Consider the following 16,802-nt stretch of genomic DNA (forward strand, 5'->3'; position numbering starts at 1 on the left):
AAGTGGCTTGTTTTGGTCGCTGCACTTGGCCTTTTGCAAGCAAACTCGGTGTTTTCGCCGGTGGTGTCCCCAAATCGAGGGTGACCAAGCATGCAAGAAAGCGTGATGCAGCGCATGTGGAACAGCGGCTATCTTTCAGGTGGTAACGCTGCCTATGTGGAAGAGCTTTATGAGCTCTACCTGCACGACCCTAACGCTGTGCCAGAAGAATGGCGCACCAAATTTCAGACGTTGTCTTCAGACGGCAACGCTGCCACCGATGTATCGCATGCAACAATTCGCGATCAATTTGTGCTGCTGGCAAAGAACCAGCGCCGCGCCCAGCCGGTTTCCGCCGGAAGCGTGAGCAGTGAGCACGAGAAGAAGCAAGTTGAAGTACTGCGACTGATCCAGGCCTACCGTATGCGTGGCCACCAGGCAGCCCAGCTTGATCCGCTGGGGCTGTGGCAGCGTCCTGCACCTGCGGACCTGTCGATCAATCACTACGGCTTGACCAATGCCGATCTTGATACGACCTTCCGTGCCGGCGACCTGTTCATCGGCAAAGAGGAAGCGAGCCTACGCGAAATTCACGAAGCGTTGCAGCAGACATATTGCCGCACCATCGGCGCTGAATTTACGCACATCACCGATTCCGAGCAGCGCCACTGGTTCCAGCATCGCCTGGAAGGCGTGCGTGGCCGTCCGGTGCTGTCCGCCGATGTGCGCAGCCACCTGCTTGAGCGCGTCACCGCTGCCGAAGGCCTTGAAAAGTACCTGGGCACCAAATACCCAGGCACCAAGCGTTTCGGCCTGGAAGGCGGCGAGAGCCTGATTCCGATGCTTGACGAGATGATCCAGCGTTCCGGTTCCTACGGCACCAAGGAAATCGTGATCGGCATGGCTCACCGTGGTCGCCTGAACGTGTTGGTCAACACCTTCGGCAAGAACCCGCGCGAGCTGTTCGACGAGTTCGAAGGCAAAAAGAAGGTCGAGCTGGGTTCCGGTGACGTTAAATACCACCAGGGCTTCTCGTCCAACGTGATGACCACCGGCGGTGAAGTTCACCTGGCCATGGCGTTCAACCCGTCCCACCTGGAAATCGTTTCTCCAGTGGTCGAGGGTTCGGTGCGTGCTCGTCAGGATCGTCGCAACGACTCCACCGGTGAGAAGGTTCTGCCGATTTCCATCCACGGTGACGCGGCATTCGCCGGTCAAGGCGTGGTCCTGGAAACGTTCCAGATGTCGCAGACTCGCGGCTTCAAGACCGGCGGCACGGTTCACATCGTTATCAACAACCAGGTTGGTTTCACCATCAGCAACCCGCTGGACGCACGCTCTACCGAGTACGCGACCGACGTTGCCAAGATGATCCAGGCGCCGATCCTCCATGTGAATGGGGATGATCCGGAAGCCGTATTGTTCGTGACCCAACTGGCCATTGACTACCGCATGCAGTTCAAGCGTGACGTGGTCATCGACCTGGTTTGCTACCGCCGTCGCGGTCACAACGAAGCGGATGAGCCTAGCGGCACCCAACCGTTGATGTACCAGCAGATCACCAAGCAGCGCACCACCCGTGAGCTGTACGCCGAAAGCCTGACCAAGGCCGGTGTATTGGATGACGCGCGTGTTCAGGCGAAAATCGACGAATACCGCAACGCCCTGGACAATGGTCTGCATGTAGTAAAAAGCCTGGTCAAAGAGCCGAACAAAGAGCTGTTCGTGGACTGGCGTCCGTACCTGGGCCACGCCTGGACTGCACGTCATGACACTTCGTTCGATCTGAAAACCCTGCAGGAACTGTCTGCCAAGCTGCTGGAAATTCCAGACGGCTTCGTCGTACAGCGCCAGGTTGCGAAGATCTACGAAGACCGTCAGAAGATGCAAGCCGGCGGCCTGCCGATCAACTGGGGTTACGCTGAAACCATGGCGTACGCGACCCTGGCGTTCGAAGGTCACCCGATCCGCATGACCGGCCAGGACATCGGCCGCGGTACGTTCTCGCACCGTCACGCGGTATTGCACAACCAGAAAGACGCGGGCACCTACATCCCGTTGCAGAACCTGTATGAAGGCCAGCCACGTTTCGACCTGTACGATTCGTTCCTGTCCGAGGAAGCCGTTCTGGCGTTCGAATACGGTTACTCGACCACCACGCCAAACGCGCTGGTGATCTGGGAAGCCCAGTTCGGCGACTTCGCCAACGGTGCCCAGGTGGTTATCGACCAGTTCATCACCAGCGGCGAGCACAAGTGGGGCCGTCTGTGCGGTCTGACCATGTTGCTGCCACACGGTTATGAAGGTCAGGGTCCGGAGCACTCCTCGGCCCGTCTGGAGCGTTACCTGCAATTGTGCGCTGAGCACAACATCCAGGTGTGCGTGCCGACTACCCCGGCCCAGATCTACCACCTGCTGCGTCGCCAGGTGATCCGCCCGCTGCGCAAGCCGCTGGTAGTGCTGACTCCGAAATCGCTGTTGCGTCACAAATTGGCCATCTCGACCCTGGAAGATCTGGCCGACGGTTCGTTCCAGACCGTTATTTCGGAAATCGACACCCTGGACGCAGCCAAGGTCACTCGCTTGATCCTGTGCAGCGGCAAGGTTTACTACGACTTGCTGGAAAAACGTCGTGCCGAAGGCCGCGAAGACATCGCCATCGTGCGTATCGAGCAGCTTTACCCGTTCCCGGAAGACGACCTGATGGAGGCCATCGCGCCTTACACCAACCTCACCCACGTGGTGTGGTGTCAGGAAGAACCGATGAACCAGGGCGCGTGGTACAGCAGCCAGCATCATCTGCGTCGCAGCATCGGTAACCACAACAAGGCCCTGAGCCTGGAGTATGCCGGCCGTGATGCTTCTGCTGCACCTGCGTGTGGTTATGCGTCGATGCACGCCGAGCAGCAGGAAAAACTGCTGCAAGATGCTTTCACTGTTTAACGCCTTCGCGCTGACTGAAACCGAATTTTAAGGACCCACAGATAATGGCTATCGAAATCAAAGCCCCGTCATTCCCGGAATCGGTTGCCGATGGCACCGTTGCCACCTGGCACAAGAAACCAGGCGAGGCCGTCAAGCGTGACGACCTGATCGTCGACATCGAGACCGACAAGGTTGTTCTGGAAGTGTTGGCCGAAGCCGACGGCGTCCTGGGCGCCATCGTTGCCGAAGAAGGCGCTACCGTCCTGTCCAACCAGGTACTGGGTTCGATCGAAGAGGGCAGTGCTGCTGCCGCTGCTCCAGCCGCCGCTGCTGCTCCGGCTGCCGCACCTGCTGCTGCCGCTCCGGCTGCGGGTGGTGAAGATCCAATCGCTGCACCGGCTGCGCGTCAGCTGGCTGAAGAAAACGGCATCAACCTGGCTTCCATCAAAGGCACCGGCAAAGACGGCCGTGTGACCAAGGAAGATGTGGTTGCTGCTGTCGAAGCCAAGAAAAACGCTCCGGCTGCCGCACCTGCCAAGGCTGCTGCTCCAGCTGCCGCTGCGCCTGTATTCGCTGCTGGCGACCGCACCGAGAAGCGCGTACCGATGACTCGCGTACGTGCCACCGTGGCCAAGCGCCTGGTTGAAGCACAGTCGAACATGGCCATGCTGACCACGTTCAACGAAGTCGACATGACTGAAGTCATGGCCCTGCGTTCGAAGTACAAGGACCTGTTCGAGAAGTCCCACAATGGCGTGCGCCTGGGCTTCATGTCGTTCTTCGTGAAAGCGGCCACCGAAGCCCTGAAACGCTTCCCGGCAGTCAACGCTTCCATCGACGGCGGCGACATCGTCTACCACGGCTATGCTGACATCGGCGTTGCCGTGTCCAGCGACCGTGGCCTGGTAGTACCGGTCCTGCGTAACGCCGAACTGATGAGCCTGGCTGAAATCGAAGGCGGCATCGCCGGCTTCGGCAAGAAAGCCCGTGACGGCAAGCTGACCATCGACGAGATGACCGGCGGTACCTTCACCATCACCAACGGTGGTACCTTCGGTTCGATGATGTCGACCCCGATCGTCAACCCGCCACAAGCTGCGATCCTGGGCATGCACAACATCATCCAGCGTCCGATGGCCATCAACGGCCAGGTCGTGATCCGTCCGATGATGTACCTGGCACTGTCCTACGATCACCGCCTGATCGACGGTAAAGAAGCCGTGACGTTCCTGGTGACCATCAAGAATCTGCTGGAAGACCCGGCTCGCTTGCTCCTGGATATCTGATAGAAGCAGCTTCGGGTTGCGAGCTGCAAGCTGCCGGAATGAGCAGCTTGGCTCGCAACTTGAGGCTTGAAGCTTGTCGCTAAAATAGAGGATCTATTTTCATGTCTCAGAAATTTGACGTTGTAGTGATTGGTGCGGGCCCTGGCGGCTACGTGGCCGCCATCAAGGCCGCTCAACTGGGCCTCTCGACTGCTTGCATCGAAAAATACACCGACAAGGAAGGCAAACTGGCCCTGGGCGGTACCTGCCTGAACGTCGGTTGCATTCCTTCCAAGGCGCTGCTGGACAGCTCCTGGAAATTCCACGAAGCCCAGGACGGTTTTGCCATCCACGGCATCAACCACGCTGGCGTGACCATGGACGTGCCAGCAATGGTCGGCCGCAAGGCCAACATCGTCAAAGGCCTGACCTCTGGCGTTGCTACCCTGTTCAAGGCCAATGGCGTCACTTCCCTGCAAGGTCACGGCAAGCTGCTGGCCGGCAAGAAAGTTGAAATCACCAAGCCAGACGGTTCGACTGAAATCATCGAAGCCGAAAACGTGATCCTGGCTCCAGGTTCGCGTCCAATCGACATTCCGCCTGCTCCTGTTGATCAGAACGTGATCGTCGATTCGACCGGCGCCCTGGAATTCCAAGCGGTACCAAAACGCCTGGGCGTGATCGGCGCTGGCGTGATCGGCCTGGAACTGGGTTCGGTGTGGTCCCGTCTGGGTTCGCAAGTGACCGTGCTGGAAGCCCTGGACACGTTCCTGCTGGCTGCCGACACCGCAGTGTCCAAAGAAGCGCTGAAAACCCTGACCAAACAAGGTCTGGACATCAAGCTGGGCGCTCGCGTGACCGGTTCGAAAGTCAACGGCGAAGAAGTTGTCGTGACCTACACCGACAAGGATGGCGAACAGACCATCACTTTCGACAAGCTGATCGTTGCCGTTGGTCGCCGTCCAGTGACCAGTGATCTGCTGGCAGCTGACAGCGGCGTGACCATCGACGAGCGTGGCTTTGTCCATGTTGACGATCACTGCGCTACCACCGTACCTGGCGTCTACGCCATCGGCGACGTGGTTCGCGGCATGATGCTCGCGCACAAGGCTTCCGAAGAAGGCATCATGGTGGTTGAGCGCATCAAGGGTCACAAGACCCAGATGAACTACGACCTGATCCCTTCGGTCATCTACACCCACCCGGAAATTGCATGGGTTGGTAAGAACGAACAGCAGTTGAAAGCTGAAGGCGTTGAAGTTAACGTCGGCACCTTCCCGTTTGCCGCTTCTGGCCGTGCCATGGCAGCGAACGACACTGGCGGCTTTGTCAAAGTCATCGCTGATGCCAAGACTGACCGCGTACTGGGTGTCCACGTGATTGGCCCAGGCGCAGCAGAGCTGGTTCAGCAGGGCGCTATCGGTATGGAATTCGGCACCAGCGCCGAAGACATCGGCATGATGGTTTTCTCCCATCCGACCCTGTCTGAAGCGCTGCACGAAGCCGCGTTGGCAGTGAATGGCCATGCCATCCACATTGCCAACAAGAAGAAGCGCTAAGTAAGATAATAAGAAACCACGGCGGTTGCCCGTCGTGAGCCTTGCGCGCAAGACTCACCGCGGAATATCCGCTGGACGCAGTCTTGCGCAGCTTTGCCGGCCTTAGGGCGGTGGAGCTGGGCAAGCAGCAGTCACAGGTGGCGCGGCACTCATAATGAGCGCAGCGCCGAATGCGCAGTACCTAACGAAGACGGTAAAAAGCATGAATCTTCACGAGTATCAGGGTAAGCAGCTGTTCGCTGAGTACGGCCTGCCAGTTTCCAAGGGCTACGCAGTAGACACCCCGGAAGCAGCAGCAGAAGCTTGCGACAAAATCGGCGGTACTGAATGGGTTGTCAAAGCCCAGGTCCACGCTGGTGGTCGCGGTAAAGCGGGCGGCGTTAAGCTGGTTCGCAGCAAAGAAGACGCCAAGGCCTTCGCACAGCAGTGGCTGGGCAAGCGTCTGGTGACTTACCAGACTGACGCCAATGGCCAGCCAGTCACCAAGATCTTGGTTGAATCGTGCACTGATATCGCTAAAGAGCTGTACCTGGGCGCTGTCGTTGACCGTTCGAGCCGTCGCATCGTGTTCATGGCTTCCACCGAAGGTGGCGTGGACATTGAGAAGATCGCTCACGAAACCCCAGAAAAAATTCTGAAAGCCACTATCGACCCACTGGTTGGCGCTCAGCCATTCCAGGGTCGCGAGCTGGCTTTCCAGCTGGGTCTGGAAGGCAAGCAAGTTGCCCAGTTCGCCAAGATCTTCGTAGGTCTGGCCAAACTGTTCCAGGATCACGATCTGGCCCTGCTGGAAGTGAACCCGCTGGTGATCAAGGCTGACGGCGATCTGCATTGCCTCGACGCCAAGATCAACATCGACGCCAACGCCATGTACCGTCAGCCTAAGCTGAAGACTTTCCACGATCCGTCGCAAGACGATCCGCGCGAAGCGCACGCTGCCAAGTTCGAACTGAACTACGTAGCCCTGGAAGGTAACATCGGTTGCATGGTCAACGGTGCTGGCCTGGCCATGGGTACCATGGACATCGTCAACCTGCATGGCGGCAAACCAGCCAACTTCCTCGACGTAGGCGGCGGTGCTACCAAAGAACGCGTTACCGAAGCATTCAAGATCATCCTGTCCGACTCCAACGTCGCTGCAGTACTGGTCAACATCTTCGGCGGCATCGTTCGTTGCGACATGATTGCCGAAGGCATCATCGGTGCAGTGAAAGAAGTCGGCGTGAAAATCCCGGTTGTTGTACGCCTTGAAGGCAACAACGCTGAACTGGGCGCTAAAGTACTGGCAGAAAGCGGTTTGAACATCATCGCTGCAACCAGCCTGACCGACGCTGCTCAACAAGTTGTCAAAGCTGCGGAGGGCAAATAATGAGCGTCCTGATCAATAAAGACACCAAAGTTATCTGCCAGGGTATTACCGGTTCGCAAGGTAGCTTCCACACCCAGCAAGCCCTCGAATACGGCACCAAGATGGTTGGTGGCGTAACTCCGGGCAAAGGCGGCACCGAGCACCTGGGCCTGCCAGTGTTCAACACCGTGAAAGAAGCTGTAGCTCAAACTGGCGCCACCGCCAGCGTGATCTACGTTCCAGCTCCTTTCTGCAAAGACTCCATCCTGGAAGCGGCATTCGGCGGCATCAAGCTGATCGTTTGCATCACCGAAGGCATTCCTACCCTGGACATGCTGGACGCTAAAGTTAAGTGCGACGAGCTGGGTGTTACCCTGATCGGCCCTAACTGCCCAGGCGTGATCACTCCAGGCGAATGCAAGATCGGCATCATGCCAGGTCACATTCACTTGCCAGGCAAAGTCGGTATCGTTTCCCGTTCCGGCACCCTGACCTACGAAGCTGTGAAGCAGACCACTGACGCCGGTTTCGGTCAGTCGACTTGCGTCGGCATCGGCGGTGACCCGATCCCAGGCTCGAACTTCATCGACATCCTGAAACTGTTCCAGGAAGACCCGAAGACCGAAGCGATCGTGATGATCGGTGAGATCGGCGGTTCGGCTGAAGAAGAAGCGGCTGCCTACATCAAGGCACACGTGACCAAGCCAGTTGTTTCCTACATCGCTGGTGTGACTGCCCCTGCGGGCAAGCGCATGGGCCATGCTGGCGCAATCATCTCTGGCGGCAAGGGTACTGCAGACGAGAAGTTTGCTGCCCTGGAAGACGCAGGCGTGAAAACCGTGCGTTCGCTGGCAGACATCGGCAAGGCTTTGTCCGAGCTGACTGGCTGGGCGATCAAGTAAGCCTCGCGCTTAACTGACGCTTCACCACACAAAGGCCACCTTCGGGTGGCCTTTGTGCATTCTGCCATCCACTATGGGAGCTGGCTTGCCTGCGATGCCTGTATCACCGCGCCGCTTGCATCGCAGGCAAGCCAGCTCCCACAGTGGACAGCATTGCCAAATTAAGTATGAAAACGCGACATCAAAGTGTCGCTTATCGGACAGTCCGCCCCGCAACAGTGCGTTTGTCAGACAAATTCGGTACTCTTGCCGCCTCTTTATGCGCCTGCATCCCAAAAGGAAGCCGCGTGCTAGACCGGTCGGTCCCCATAAGGGCCGGCAGTATTTCCCTCATCCATAGGGAATCCCCCTCTAAATTCCGATTCAGTAGTGTGGTATTTCCTCAAATGAAAGTGTTGAAAGGCCAGGATATCCTGGCGTTGGGCTTTATGACTTTTGCCCTGTTCGTGGGCGCCGGCAACATCATCTTCCCGCCTATCGTTGGTTTGCAGTCCGGGCCGCATGTCTGGATGGCGGCGCTGGGTTTCCTGATCACCGCAGTCGGTCTGCCGGTGGTTACGGTCATCGCCCTGGCCAAGGTCGGCGGTGGCATGGACGCGTTGAGCAGCCCTATCGGCAAGGTCGCCGGTGGCATCCTGGCTGCCGCGTGCTACCTGGCAGTCGGGCCATTGTTCGCCACCCCGCGTACCGCGACGGTGTCGTTTGAAGTCGGCCTGGCGCCATTGACCGGCGAAAGCCCGCTGGCACTGTTCCTCTACAGCTCGGTGTACTTCCTGCTGGTGTTCTTCATCTCCCTGTACCCAGGGCGCCTGTTGGATACCGTCGGCCGTTTTCTCGCGCCGCTGAAAATCATTGCGCTGGCGGTCCTGGGTATCGCTGCCTTTGCTCTGCCTGCGGGTGATATCGGCGTTGCTACGCCTGAGTACGTCGCCGCACCGTTCTCCCAGGGCTTTATCAATGGTTACCTGACCATGGATACCCTGGGCGCGCTGGTGTTTGGCATCGTGATCGTCAACGCTATCCGCTCCCGTGGTGTCGAGTCGCCGCAGTTGATCACCCGCTACGCGATCATTGCCGGGCTGATTGCCGGCCTGGGCCTGGCGCTGGTGTACATCAGCCTGTTCCGCCTCGGTTCGGGCAGCCATGAAGTGGCCGCCGGTGCAGCCAACGGCGCAGCCGTGTTGCACGCCTATGTTCAACACACCTTTGGCTCCCTGGGCAGCGGTTTCCTCGCGGTACTGATCTCCCTGGCGTGCCTGGTCACCGCCGTGGGCCTGACCTGTGCCTGCGCCGAGTACTTCAGCCGGGTATTGCCACTGTCCTACAAGACTCTGGTGGTGATCCTTGCTGCGTTTTCGCTGCTGGTCTCTAACCTGGGCCTGACCAAGCTGATCGCGTTCTCGATCCCGGTACTGACCGCCATCTACCCGCCGTGCATCGTGCTGGTGGCGCTGAGCTTCTGCAAAGACTTCTGGCATGAGCATGGCCGCATCCTGGGTCCGGTGATGTTGGTGTCGTTTATCTTTGGCACCATCGACGCCCTTAAGGGTGCGGGGCTGGCGGGTTGGATGCCTGCGCAAATGGCTAACCTGCCATTGAGCGAGCAAGGCCTGGCCTGGCTGGTGCCTTGTGTGATTACTCTGGTGGCTGCATTCGGGGTTGACCGTATGCTCGGCAAGCGCAGCGAAGCCATCGCTTAAAGCGCTTGTCACACGCTGACATCGAAATGCCCCGTATCAAACGATCCGGGGCATTTTTTATGGGCGGTGGGCAGTGCCTTTTTTTGTGGGCTAACGTCGAAAGGGTGATGAATTTTCCAGATCAGGAGCACGGTCAGTGTGGGGGCCGGTTTGCCTGCGATGGCGTCCATTCAGTCGGTATCAGGCCGACTGATCCACCGCTTTCGCAGGCAAGCCAGCTTCTACATTGGCCGAGTTAGCCAGCCCCATTTGTTTAGAGGACCCGCATGTCATTTGTCGAAGCCAACCTGATTCACTTGCTTGCTGCACTGTGGTTCGTCATCTGCTGGGGCGGCTACACCCGCTACGCCAGCTGGAAAGCCCGGGACACGGCCTGCCTGGCCAGTGTGCTGCACCTGTATCGCGAAGACTGGATGCGCCGCATGCTCCTGCGCGACAACCGCATCGCCGATGCCAGCGTGATTGGCAACCTGGAACGCAACGCCTCGTTTTTCGCCTCCAGCACCCTGATCATCCTCGCCGGTATCCTTACCGTGCTGGGGGCTTCGGAGCGCGCGGTCTCGCTGCTGGCGGACATTCCCATGGTGCAGCAGGCGTCCCAGGGTATGTCGGAGATCAAGCTGCTGTGCCTGGCCCTGGTGTTTGTCTATGCGTTCTTTACTTTTAGTTGGTGCATGCGCCAGTACAACTTCGCGGCGATCCTGATTGGCTCGGCGCCGATGGTCGGTGAACGCCACGTCTCCGAGCAGGAGCGCAAGGCGTTTGCCTCACGGGCTGCGCGGGTGATTTCGATGGCCGCCAACCAGTTCAACTTCGGCCTGCGTTCCTATTACTTCGGCATGACCATGCTTGCCTGGTTTGTCAGCCCCTGGCTGTTCATGCTGATGAGCAGCGGGGTGGTGCTGGTGTTGTATCGCCGGGAATTTCATTCCGACGTTCTGGAGGTCATGGTCTATACCCCTACAGAGGCACCGATGCCTGAAGCGACCAAGGAGGCAACATCGTGAGTATTCCGTTCTGGTGTGTATTCATCAGTGCACTGCTGATTTTTGTGGCGCGCATGCCCGTGGGCAAGGCCATGAAAGAGAAGGGCGGGTATGACAACCACCTTCCCCGCAGCCAGCAAGCGCAATTGACCGGCTTCGGCGCACGGGCAGTGGCCGCTCATCAAAACAGTTTTGAAGCGTTTATCTTGTTTGCAGTGGGTGTATTGATGGCCCATACCACTCAGACCCAGGGCTACCTGATTGATTGGCTGGCGATCATCTTTGTGATTGCGCGGGTAGTCTATCTTGCGTGCTACTGGGCCGACTTGGCATGGCAGCGCAGCCTGGTGTGGGTGGTGGGGTTACTGTGTTCACTGTTGTTGATGCTTAGTCCGACATTTCGCACTTTGCTGATTTGATAAAAGCTCCGCACAAAGTAAAGCCCGCTATTAAGCGGGCTTTCTTTTGCAACGTGGTATTTAAACCACGGTATCAGGAACCGGTTGCAGGTGTAGCTGGAGCAGCTTCTTTAGCGGCGGCGGCGTCAGATTCAGCTTGGGCTTTGGCGGCTTCGGCGTTTTCTTTTGCAGCGTCGTTCACTTTATCCTGAGCTTCGCTCATTTTTTCTTGAGCTTGTTCAGCATGCTGGTTGGCATCCTGAGCTTTGTCCTCGGATTTTTTATCGCAGGCAGCGAGGCCAAGGGCGGCAGCCAACATCAAGGAAACAGCGAAAGTCTTGCGCATGGGGTGTTTCTCCTTATTGAAGATATCTACTGGCCTTTCGAGCATGGGGTGCACGCATTAGTTCCTTTAATCCCACAGATATATAGGCTGTTTCGCTAAGGAACTTTCTTCCGGGGTATTTGTTTCGCCGGATCACTACTAATAAGAGTCTTTATCCAATGACCGATAGCCCCCTTTTAGAGCGTGCTGCACGTTTTGTTTCGGCCCTGCGTCACTGTCAGGTCCTGGGCATCCAAGTACATGATGCGAGCCCCCAGGGCATGACTTTGCTCTTGCCCTATAGCGCGCAGATTGTCGGTGACCCGCAAACCGGGATTATCCATGGCGGCGCCCTGACCTCCCTGATGGACACGGCCTGTGGCATGGCCACTCTGTGCGTACTCCCGGAATTTGAAGTCTGCCCGACCCTGGATCTGCGTATCGACTACATGCACCCGGCCGAGCCGCACAAGGCGGTGTTCGGCTTTGCCCAATGCTATCGGGTGACCACCGATGTGATTTTCACCCGTGGCTTCGCTTATCAGGATGACCCCCAGCAGCCGATTGCCCATGTGGTGGGCACGTTCATGCGCATGGGCAAACGCCTGAAGGGCACCAAAGGACTGGGCAGCAGCATCAAGGGAGAACAGGCATGACCCATCAATTCAAGACCCGCATGCAACAGGCCCATCACCGGGGCGACTATAAGGCGCTGCTCGAACTGATCCCCTACGCCAGGCTGATCGGTGTTGAATGCACGCGCCTGGGGGATGAGTTGCTGTTTCGCATGCCGGCCAACAAGGACAATATTGGTAACCCGATATTGCCGGCCATCCATGGCGGTGTGATCGCAGGCTTTATGGAGCTGTCGGCAGCCTTTCATCTATGGGTGGCCACGGGCACCCCAGGGGTTGAAAAAGGCTTGCCCAAGATCGTCGATTTTTCCCTGGATTACCTGCGGGCCGGGCAGTTTCGCGACACCTTTGCCACCTGCCAGGTGTGGCGCCAGGGACGGCGGGTGGCCAATGTCGCAATCACTGCCTGGCAAAGCACCCCGGCCGAACCTATCGCGACCGCTCGCGCGCATTTCAAGATTCAGGAGCAGGCCCGCCCTTGAAATCCTGGTCTTAGCCCCCAACTTTGATGACAACCCGCCGCTAACCCTTTCGGGTGCGGCCACTGCCATCCAATTGGAGTTTGATGACCATGAGTGTGGAAACTCAAAAGGAAACCCTGGGCTTCCAGACCGAGGTGAAGCAGCTGCTGCACCTCATGATCCATTCGCTGTATTCCAACAAGGAAATCTTCCTTCGCGAATTGATCTCGAACGCCTCTGACGCTGTCGACAAATTACGTTTCGAAGCCCTGTCCAAGCCTGAGTTGCTGGAAGGTGGCGCGGAACTGAAAATCCGTGTGAGCTTCGACAAGGACGCCAAGACCGTCACCCTCGAAGACAACGGCATCGGCATGAGCCGTGAAGATGCGATTACCCATTTGGGCACTATCGCCAAATCCGGCACCGCCGATTTCATGAAGAACCTGTCGGGCGACCAGAAGAAAGATTCGCACCTGATCGGCCAGTTCGGCGTGGGCTTCTACTCGGCCTTTATCGTCGCCGACAAAGTTGAAGTGTTCAGCCGCCGCGCCGGCCTCGACGCCAGCGAAGGCGTGCACTGGGCCTCCAAGGGCGAGGGCGAATTCGAAATCGCCACCGTCGACAAGGCCGACCGCGGTACCCGCATCGTGCTGCACCTCAAGTCCGGTGAAGACGAATTCGCCGATGGCTGGCGCCTGCGCAATATCATCAAGAAGTACTCCGACCATATCGCGCTGCCGATCGAACTGCCGAAAGAACAAGCGGCGGCCGAAGGCGAGGAGGCTCCAGCCCAGGAATGGGAAGTGGTCAACCGCGCCAGCGCCCTGTGGACCCGTCCGCGTACCGAGGTCAAGGACGAGGAATACCAGGAGTTCTACAAGCACATCGCCCACGACTACGAGAACCCACTGAGCTGGAGCCACAACAAGGTCGAAGGCAAGCTGGAATACAGCTCGCTGCTCTACGTACCGGCCCGTGCTCCGTTCGACCTGTACCAGCGTGAAGCGCCCAAAGGCCTGAAGCTCTACGTGCAGCGCGTGTTCGTGATGGATCAGGCGGAATCCTTCCTGCCGCTGTACCTGCGCTTTATCAAGGGCGTGGTCGACTCCAACGACCTGTCGCTGAACGTGTCGCGGGAAATCCTGCAGAAAGACCCGATCATCGACTCCATGAAGTCGGCGCTGACCAAGCGTGTACTCGACATGCTGGAAAAACTGGCGAAGAACGAGCCTGAGCAGTACAAGGGCTTCTGGAAAAACTTCGGCCAGGTCATGAAAGAAGGCCCGGCTGAAGATTTCGCCAACAAGGAAAAAATCGCCGGCCTGCTGCGTTTTGCCTCGACTCAAGGCGAAGACGGCGAGCAGGTGGTGTCTCTGGCCGAGTACCTGGCTCGCGCCAAGGAAGGTCAGGACAAGATTTATTACCTGACCGGCGAAACCTACGCCCAGGTCAAGAACAGCCCGCACCTGGAAGTCTTCCGCAAGAAAGGCATCGAAGTGCTGCTGCTCACCGACCGTATCGACGAGTGGCTGATGAGCTACCTCAGCGACTTCGACGGCAAGAGCTTTGTCGATGTGGCCCGTGGTGACCTGGACCTGGGTAACCTGGATTCGGAAGAGGACAAAAAAGCCGCTGAAGAAGTGGCCAAGTCCAAAGAAGGCCTGGTTGAACGCATCAAGACCGCCCTGGGCGATGCTGTCAGCGAAGTGCGGGTTTCCCACCGTCTGACCGACTCCCCGGCGATCCTGGCCATTGGCGAGCAGGACCTGGGCATGCAAATGCGCCAGATCCTGGAAGCCAGCGGGCAGAAGGTGCCGGATTCCAAGCCGATCTTCGAATTCAACCCGGCTCACCCGCTGATCGAGAAACTCGACGGCGAGCAGAGTGAAGAGCGCTTTGGCGACCTGTCGCACATCCTCTTCGACCAGGCGGCCCTGGCCGCAGGGGACAGCTTGAAAGACCCGGCCGCCTACGTGCGCCGACTGAACAAGCTGTTGGTTGAACTGTCGGTTTAACAACGCTGCAAGAAAACCCCGCTTCGGCGGGGTTTTTCGTTTTCATGGATATCAACCGGAGAAAATGATGAGCCAAGTCACCGTGCGTTCCGTGGTCTATCAGATTGATGGCCAGTCTTATGAAAGCCGCCTGGCCTTCGATGCCAGCCACCAGGGCCCACTGCCGGGCCTGTTGATGGCGCCGAACTGGATGGGGGTCAGCGCAGGCGCCGAAGAGATCGCCAAGGCCGTGGCCGGCAAGGGCTATGTGGTGTTGATCGCCGATCTATACGGGCAACAGGTGCGCCCGTCGAACGGTGATGAAGCTGGCGCGGCAATGATGCCGTTGAAGAATGACCGTGGGCTGCTCAACAAGCGCATGCAGGCGGCCCTTGAACAACTGCAAGGCCAGGCCGAAGCGGCTGTCGATACCTCGAAGCTGGCGACCTTTGGCTTCTGCTTTGGCGGTTGCTGCTCTCTGGAGCTGGCGCGTACCGGCGCGCCGCTGAAGGCGGCGGTGTCGTTCCATGGCACCCTCGACACGCCCAACCCGGCAGACGCGAAGAACATCAAGGGTTCGGTGCTGGTGCTGCATGGCGCTTCTGACCCGTTGGTGCCCAAAGAGCAGTTGCCTGCCTTTGAAGACGAGATGAACGCGGCCGGGGTGGATTGGCAATTGCTGAGCTACGGTGGCGCGGTGCATTCGTTCACTGACCCGCAGGCGAATGTGCCGGGCAAGATGATGTACGACGCCAAGACCGCTGGGCGAGCGTTCCAGGCGATGCATAATTTGTTGGATGAAGTGTTCAAGGGCTGAATATTTAGCGCCTGAGTTGGCCCCATCGCGGGCAAGCCCGCTCCCACATGTTGGAGGGCATTCCAAGTGTGAGGGCGGGCTTGCCCGCGATAGCTATCTCAGAGGCAGCTCAATTCTCCCTGCCTCGCCCAGCACTGTCGGCCAATCCCCGGCCGCCCAGCGCTGGCGAGCCTGTTCGATCAATGCCGGGTCACTGGCGACAAAATTCCAGTTGATCCGCCGTGGCCCATCCAGTGGCGCACCGCCGAAGACCACCAGATGGCAGTCGGTCTCGGCAAACAGCGCCATGCTCTGGCCCGCCGGCAGCACCACCAGGCTATGGGGTTCCACGGGTTCGCCCTCGAGCTGCGCATCACCTTCCAGCACATACACTGCCCGCTCCACATGCTCATCCGGAATCAGCAGGGTGGTGGCGGTTTGCATATGGACCTCGGCATACAGCGTCGGTGACAGCACTGGCACCGGTGATTCCAGGCAAAAGCCACTGCCGGCGATCATGCGGATCACCACCCCGAGGTTGTCACTGACCGGCAAGCTGGCGGCAGGGTGATGGCTGTAATGCCCCGGCCCTTGCTCGTGTGCCTTGGGCGAGGCCAGCCACACCTGCAGGCCATGTAGATCGAACCCCTTGGCCTTTAGCGCGTCGGGCGTGCGTTCGACGTGGGCAATGGCGCTGCCGGCGGTCATCCAGCTGACGTCACCGGCCTGTACCACTTGATCGGAGCCGAGGCTGTCCTTGTGCAGGAGTTCGCCTTCAAACAGGTAGGTGAGGGTGGACAAGCCAATATGCGGATGCTGGCGGATATTCATGCCGCTGCCAGGGGCATAGCGGGTCTGGAGCATATGGTCGAAAAACACGAAGGGCCCGACGCTACGGCATTCCCGCGAGGGCAGCGGGCGCAGGATGGGCTGGCCTTCGACATCTTCGGCGCGCGGGCGGATCACAGTCACGGTGGTCATGGAGCATCCCTGTCTGAGCGGGTTTGTAGGGCTTGAGCATAACCCGCCAGGCAGGGAATCGGTGTTACTGGCTGAACGCACCTTCGGCGAGTTTGGTCTCGATGCTGATCTCGGCGGTGGTCATCAGTTTATGCACCGGGCATTTGTCGGCCACGCGATGCAGCTCGGTGCGTTGCTCATCGGTGAGCACGCCCTTGAGGGTCAGCTTGACGTTGAGCTTGTACTTGCCCTTTTGCTCCTCGGTGCTGTCGTGGGTGACTTCCACGGTCACGCCGGTCAGGGGGATGTCCTTTTTCTGCGCATACAGTTTGACGGTCAGGGCCTTGCATGAGGCCAGCGCGGCGTCGAAGTAATCGTGGGGCGAGGGCGCCGAGTCGTCGCCACCCAGGCTCTTGGGCAGGTCGGTAAACAGCTCATGGTTATTGATGTTGACGCTATGGCGAAAGTTCTCGGTGTTCAGCGTATTAACGATAACAGGCATGGTAAACCTCACAGGGTGGCAGGATGAAGATCATGCAGTTATAGAGCATGCTGGCACCTGAGTGTTC

At 58.5% G+C, this 16,802-nt stretch carries 16 protein-coding genes; 12 read left to right on the forward strand and 4 right to left on the reverse strand.

Going from position 1 to position 16,802, the window contains the following annotated elements; translation table 11 throughout:
* Nucleotides 1-90: 90 nt before the first annotated feature.
* From PSFL_RS03210 to brnQ, 6 genes are all read left to right on the forward strand, one after another.
* A complete protein-coding gene (locus PSFL_RS03210) occupies nucleotides 91-2,922 on the forward strand; it encodes a 2-oxoglutarate dehydrogenase E1 component (RefSeq protein WP_057438861.1) in 2,832 nt (943 codons plus the stop codon).
* Between the two features lie 44 nt (nucleotides 2,923-2,966).
* Nucleotides 2,967-4,190, forward strand: a complete 1,224-nt coding sequence (odhB, locus tag PSFL_RS03215; protein WP_057438862.1) for a 2-oxoglutarate dehydrogenase complex dihydrolipoyllysine-residue succinyltransferase — start codon at nucleotides 2,967-2,969, stop codon at nucleotides 4,188-4,190.
* 101 nt (nucleotides 4,191-4,291) lie between these two features.
* A complete protein-coding gene (gene lpdA, locus PSFL_RS03220; RefSeq protein WP_397469680.1) occupies nucleotides 4,292-5,728 on the forward strand; it encodes a dihydrolipoyl dehydrogenase in 1,437 nt (478 codons plus the stop codon).
* 202 nt (nucleotides 5,729-5,930) lie between these two features.
* Entirely contained in the window at nucleotides 5,931-7,097 is a 1,167-nt protein-coding gene (gene sucC, locus PSFL_RS03225) for an ADP-forming succinate--CoA ligase subunit beta (RefSeq protein WP_003233235.1), read from the forward strand.
* Nucleotides 7,097-7,978: a succinate--CoA ligase subunit alpha gene (gene sucD, locus PSFL_RS03230; RefSeq protein ID WP_057438865.1), complete on the forward strand. Its 882-nt coding sequence runs from the start codon at nucleotides 7,097-7,099 to the stop codon at nucleotides 7,976-7,978. The genes sucC and sucD overlap by 1 nt, the downstream gene beginning before the upstream one ends.
* 386 nt (nucleotides 7,979-8,364) lie before the next feature.
* A complete protein-coding gene (brnQ, locus tag PSFL_RS03235) occupies nucleotides 8,365-9,678 on the forward strand; it encodes a branched-chain amino acid transport system II carrier protein (RefSeq protein WP_057444573.1) in 1,314 nt (437 codons plus the stop codon).
* Between the two features lie 8 nt (nucleotides 9,679-9,686).
* Here brnQ and PSFL_RS03240 read toward each other — a convergent pair whose 3' ends face one another.
* Nucleotides 9,687-9,848, reverse strand: coding sequence for a hypothetical protein (locus PSFL_RS03240; RefSeq protein WP_170059818.1), 162 nt, complete (start codon nucleotides 9,846-9,848; stop codon nucleotides 9,687-9,689).
* 96 nt (nucleotides 9,849-9,944) lie between these two features.
* Between PSFL_RS03240 and PSFL_RS03245 the strand changes: the two genes are divergently transcribed.
* On the forward strand, nucleotides 9,945-10,685 hold the full coding sequence (locus PSFL_RS03245) for a DUF599 domain-containing protein (RefSeq protein WP_057958986.1): 741 nt from the start codon (nucleotides 9,945-9,947) through the stop codon (nucleotides 10,683-10,685).
* A complete protein-coding gene (locus PSFL_RS03250) occupies nucleotides 10,682-11,083 on the forward strand; it encodes an MAPEG family protein (protein WP_170059817.1) in 402 nt (133 codons plus the stop codon). The genes PSFL_RS03245 and PSFL_RS03250 overlap by 4 nt, the downstream gene beginning before the upstream one ends.
* A 73-nt stretch (nucleotides 11,084-11,156) precedes the next feature.
* On the opposite strand, the gene PSFL_RS03255 is transcribed toward PSFL_RS03250, so the two are convergent.
* Nucleotides 11,157-11,408, reverse strand: a complete 252-nt coding sequence (locus tag PSFL_RS03255; RefSeq protein WP_029292691.1) for a hypothetical protein — start codon at nucleotides 11,406-11,408, stop codon at nucleotides 11,157-11,159.
* Between the two features lie 158 nt (nucleotides 11,409-11,566).
* On the opposite strand from PSFL_RS03255, the gene PSFL_RS03260 reads away from it, so the two are divergent.
* The 4 genes from PSFL_RS03260 to PSFL_RS03275 all read left to right on the forward strand — a co-directional run bounded on the left by PSFL_RS03260 (nucleotide 11,567) and on the right by PSFL_RS03275 (nucleotide 15,294).
* Nucleotides 11,567-12,043, forward strand: coding sequence for a PaaI family thioesterase (locus PSFL_RS03260; RefSeq protein ID WP_057438867.1), 477 nt, complete (start codon nucleotides 11,567-11,569; stop codon nucleotides 12,041-12,043).
* Nucleotides 12,040-12,504 carry a PaaI family thioesterase gene (locus tag PSFL_RS03265; protein WP_057958987.1) on the forward strand — a complete coding sequence of 155 codons (465 nt, stop codon included), beginning with the start codon at nucleotides 12,040-12,042 and terminating at the stop codon, nucleotides 12,502-12,504. Before PSFL_RS03260 ends, PSFL_RS03265 begins: the two co-directional genes overlap by 4 nt.
* 89 nt (nucleotides 12,505-12,593) lie before the next feature.
* Nucleotides 12,594-14,498: a molecular chaperone HtpG gene (gene htpG, locus PSFL_RS03270; RefSeq protein WP_057438909.1), complete on the forward strand. Its 1,905-nt coding sequence runs from the start codon at nucleotides 12,594-12,596 to the stop codon at nucleotides 14,496-14,498.
* A 67-nt stretch (nucleotides 14,499-14,565) separates the two neighbouring features.
* A complete protein-coding gene (locus PSFL_RS03275) occupies nucleotides 14,566-15,294 on the forward strand; it encodes a dienelactone hydrolase family protein (RefSeq protein ID WP_057958988.1) in 729 nt (242 codons plus the stop codon).
* A gap of 93 nt (nucleotides 15,295-15,387) precedes the next feature.
* Here the strand turns inward: PSFL_RS03275 and PSFL_RS03280 are convergent, their stop codons facing one another.
* Both PSFL_RS03280 and PSFL_RS03285 read right to left on the reverse strand, forming a co-directional pair.
* Nucleotides 15,388-16,254 carry a pirin family protein gene (locus PSFL_RS03280; RefSeq protein WP_057438870.1) on the reverse strand — a complete coding sequence of 289 codons (867 nt, stop codon included), beginning with the start codon at nucleotides 16,252-16,254 and terminating at the stop codon, nucleotides 15,388-15,390.
* A gap of 64 nt (nucleotides 16,255-16,318) precedes the next feature.
* Entirely contained in the window at nucleotides 16,319-16,735 is a 417-nt protein-coding gene (locus tag PSFL_RS03285; protein WP_057438871.1) for an OsmC family protein, read from the reverse strand.
* Nucleotides 16,736-16,802 lie beyond the last annotated feature (67 nt).

The organism is Pseudomonas sp. DD1 (assembly GCF_044510355.1).
GTDB lineage: Bacteria > Pseudomonadota > Gammaproteobacteria > Pseudomonadales > Pseudomonadaceae > Aquipseudomonas > Aquipseudomonas shahriarae.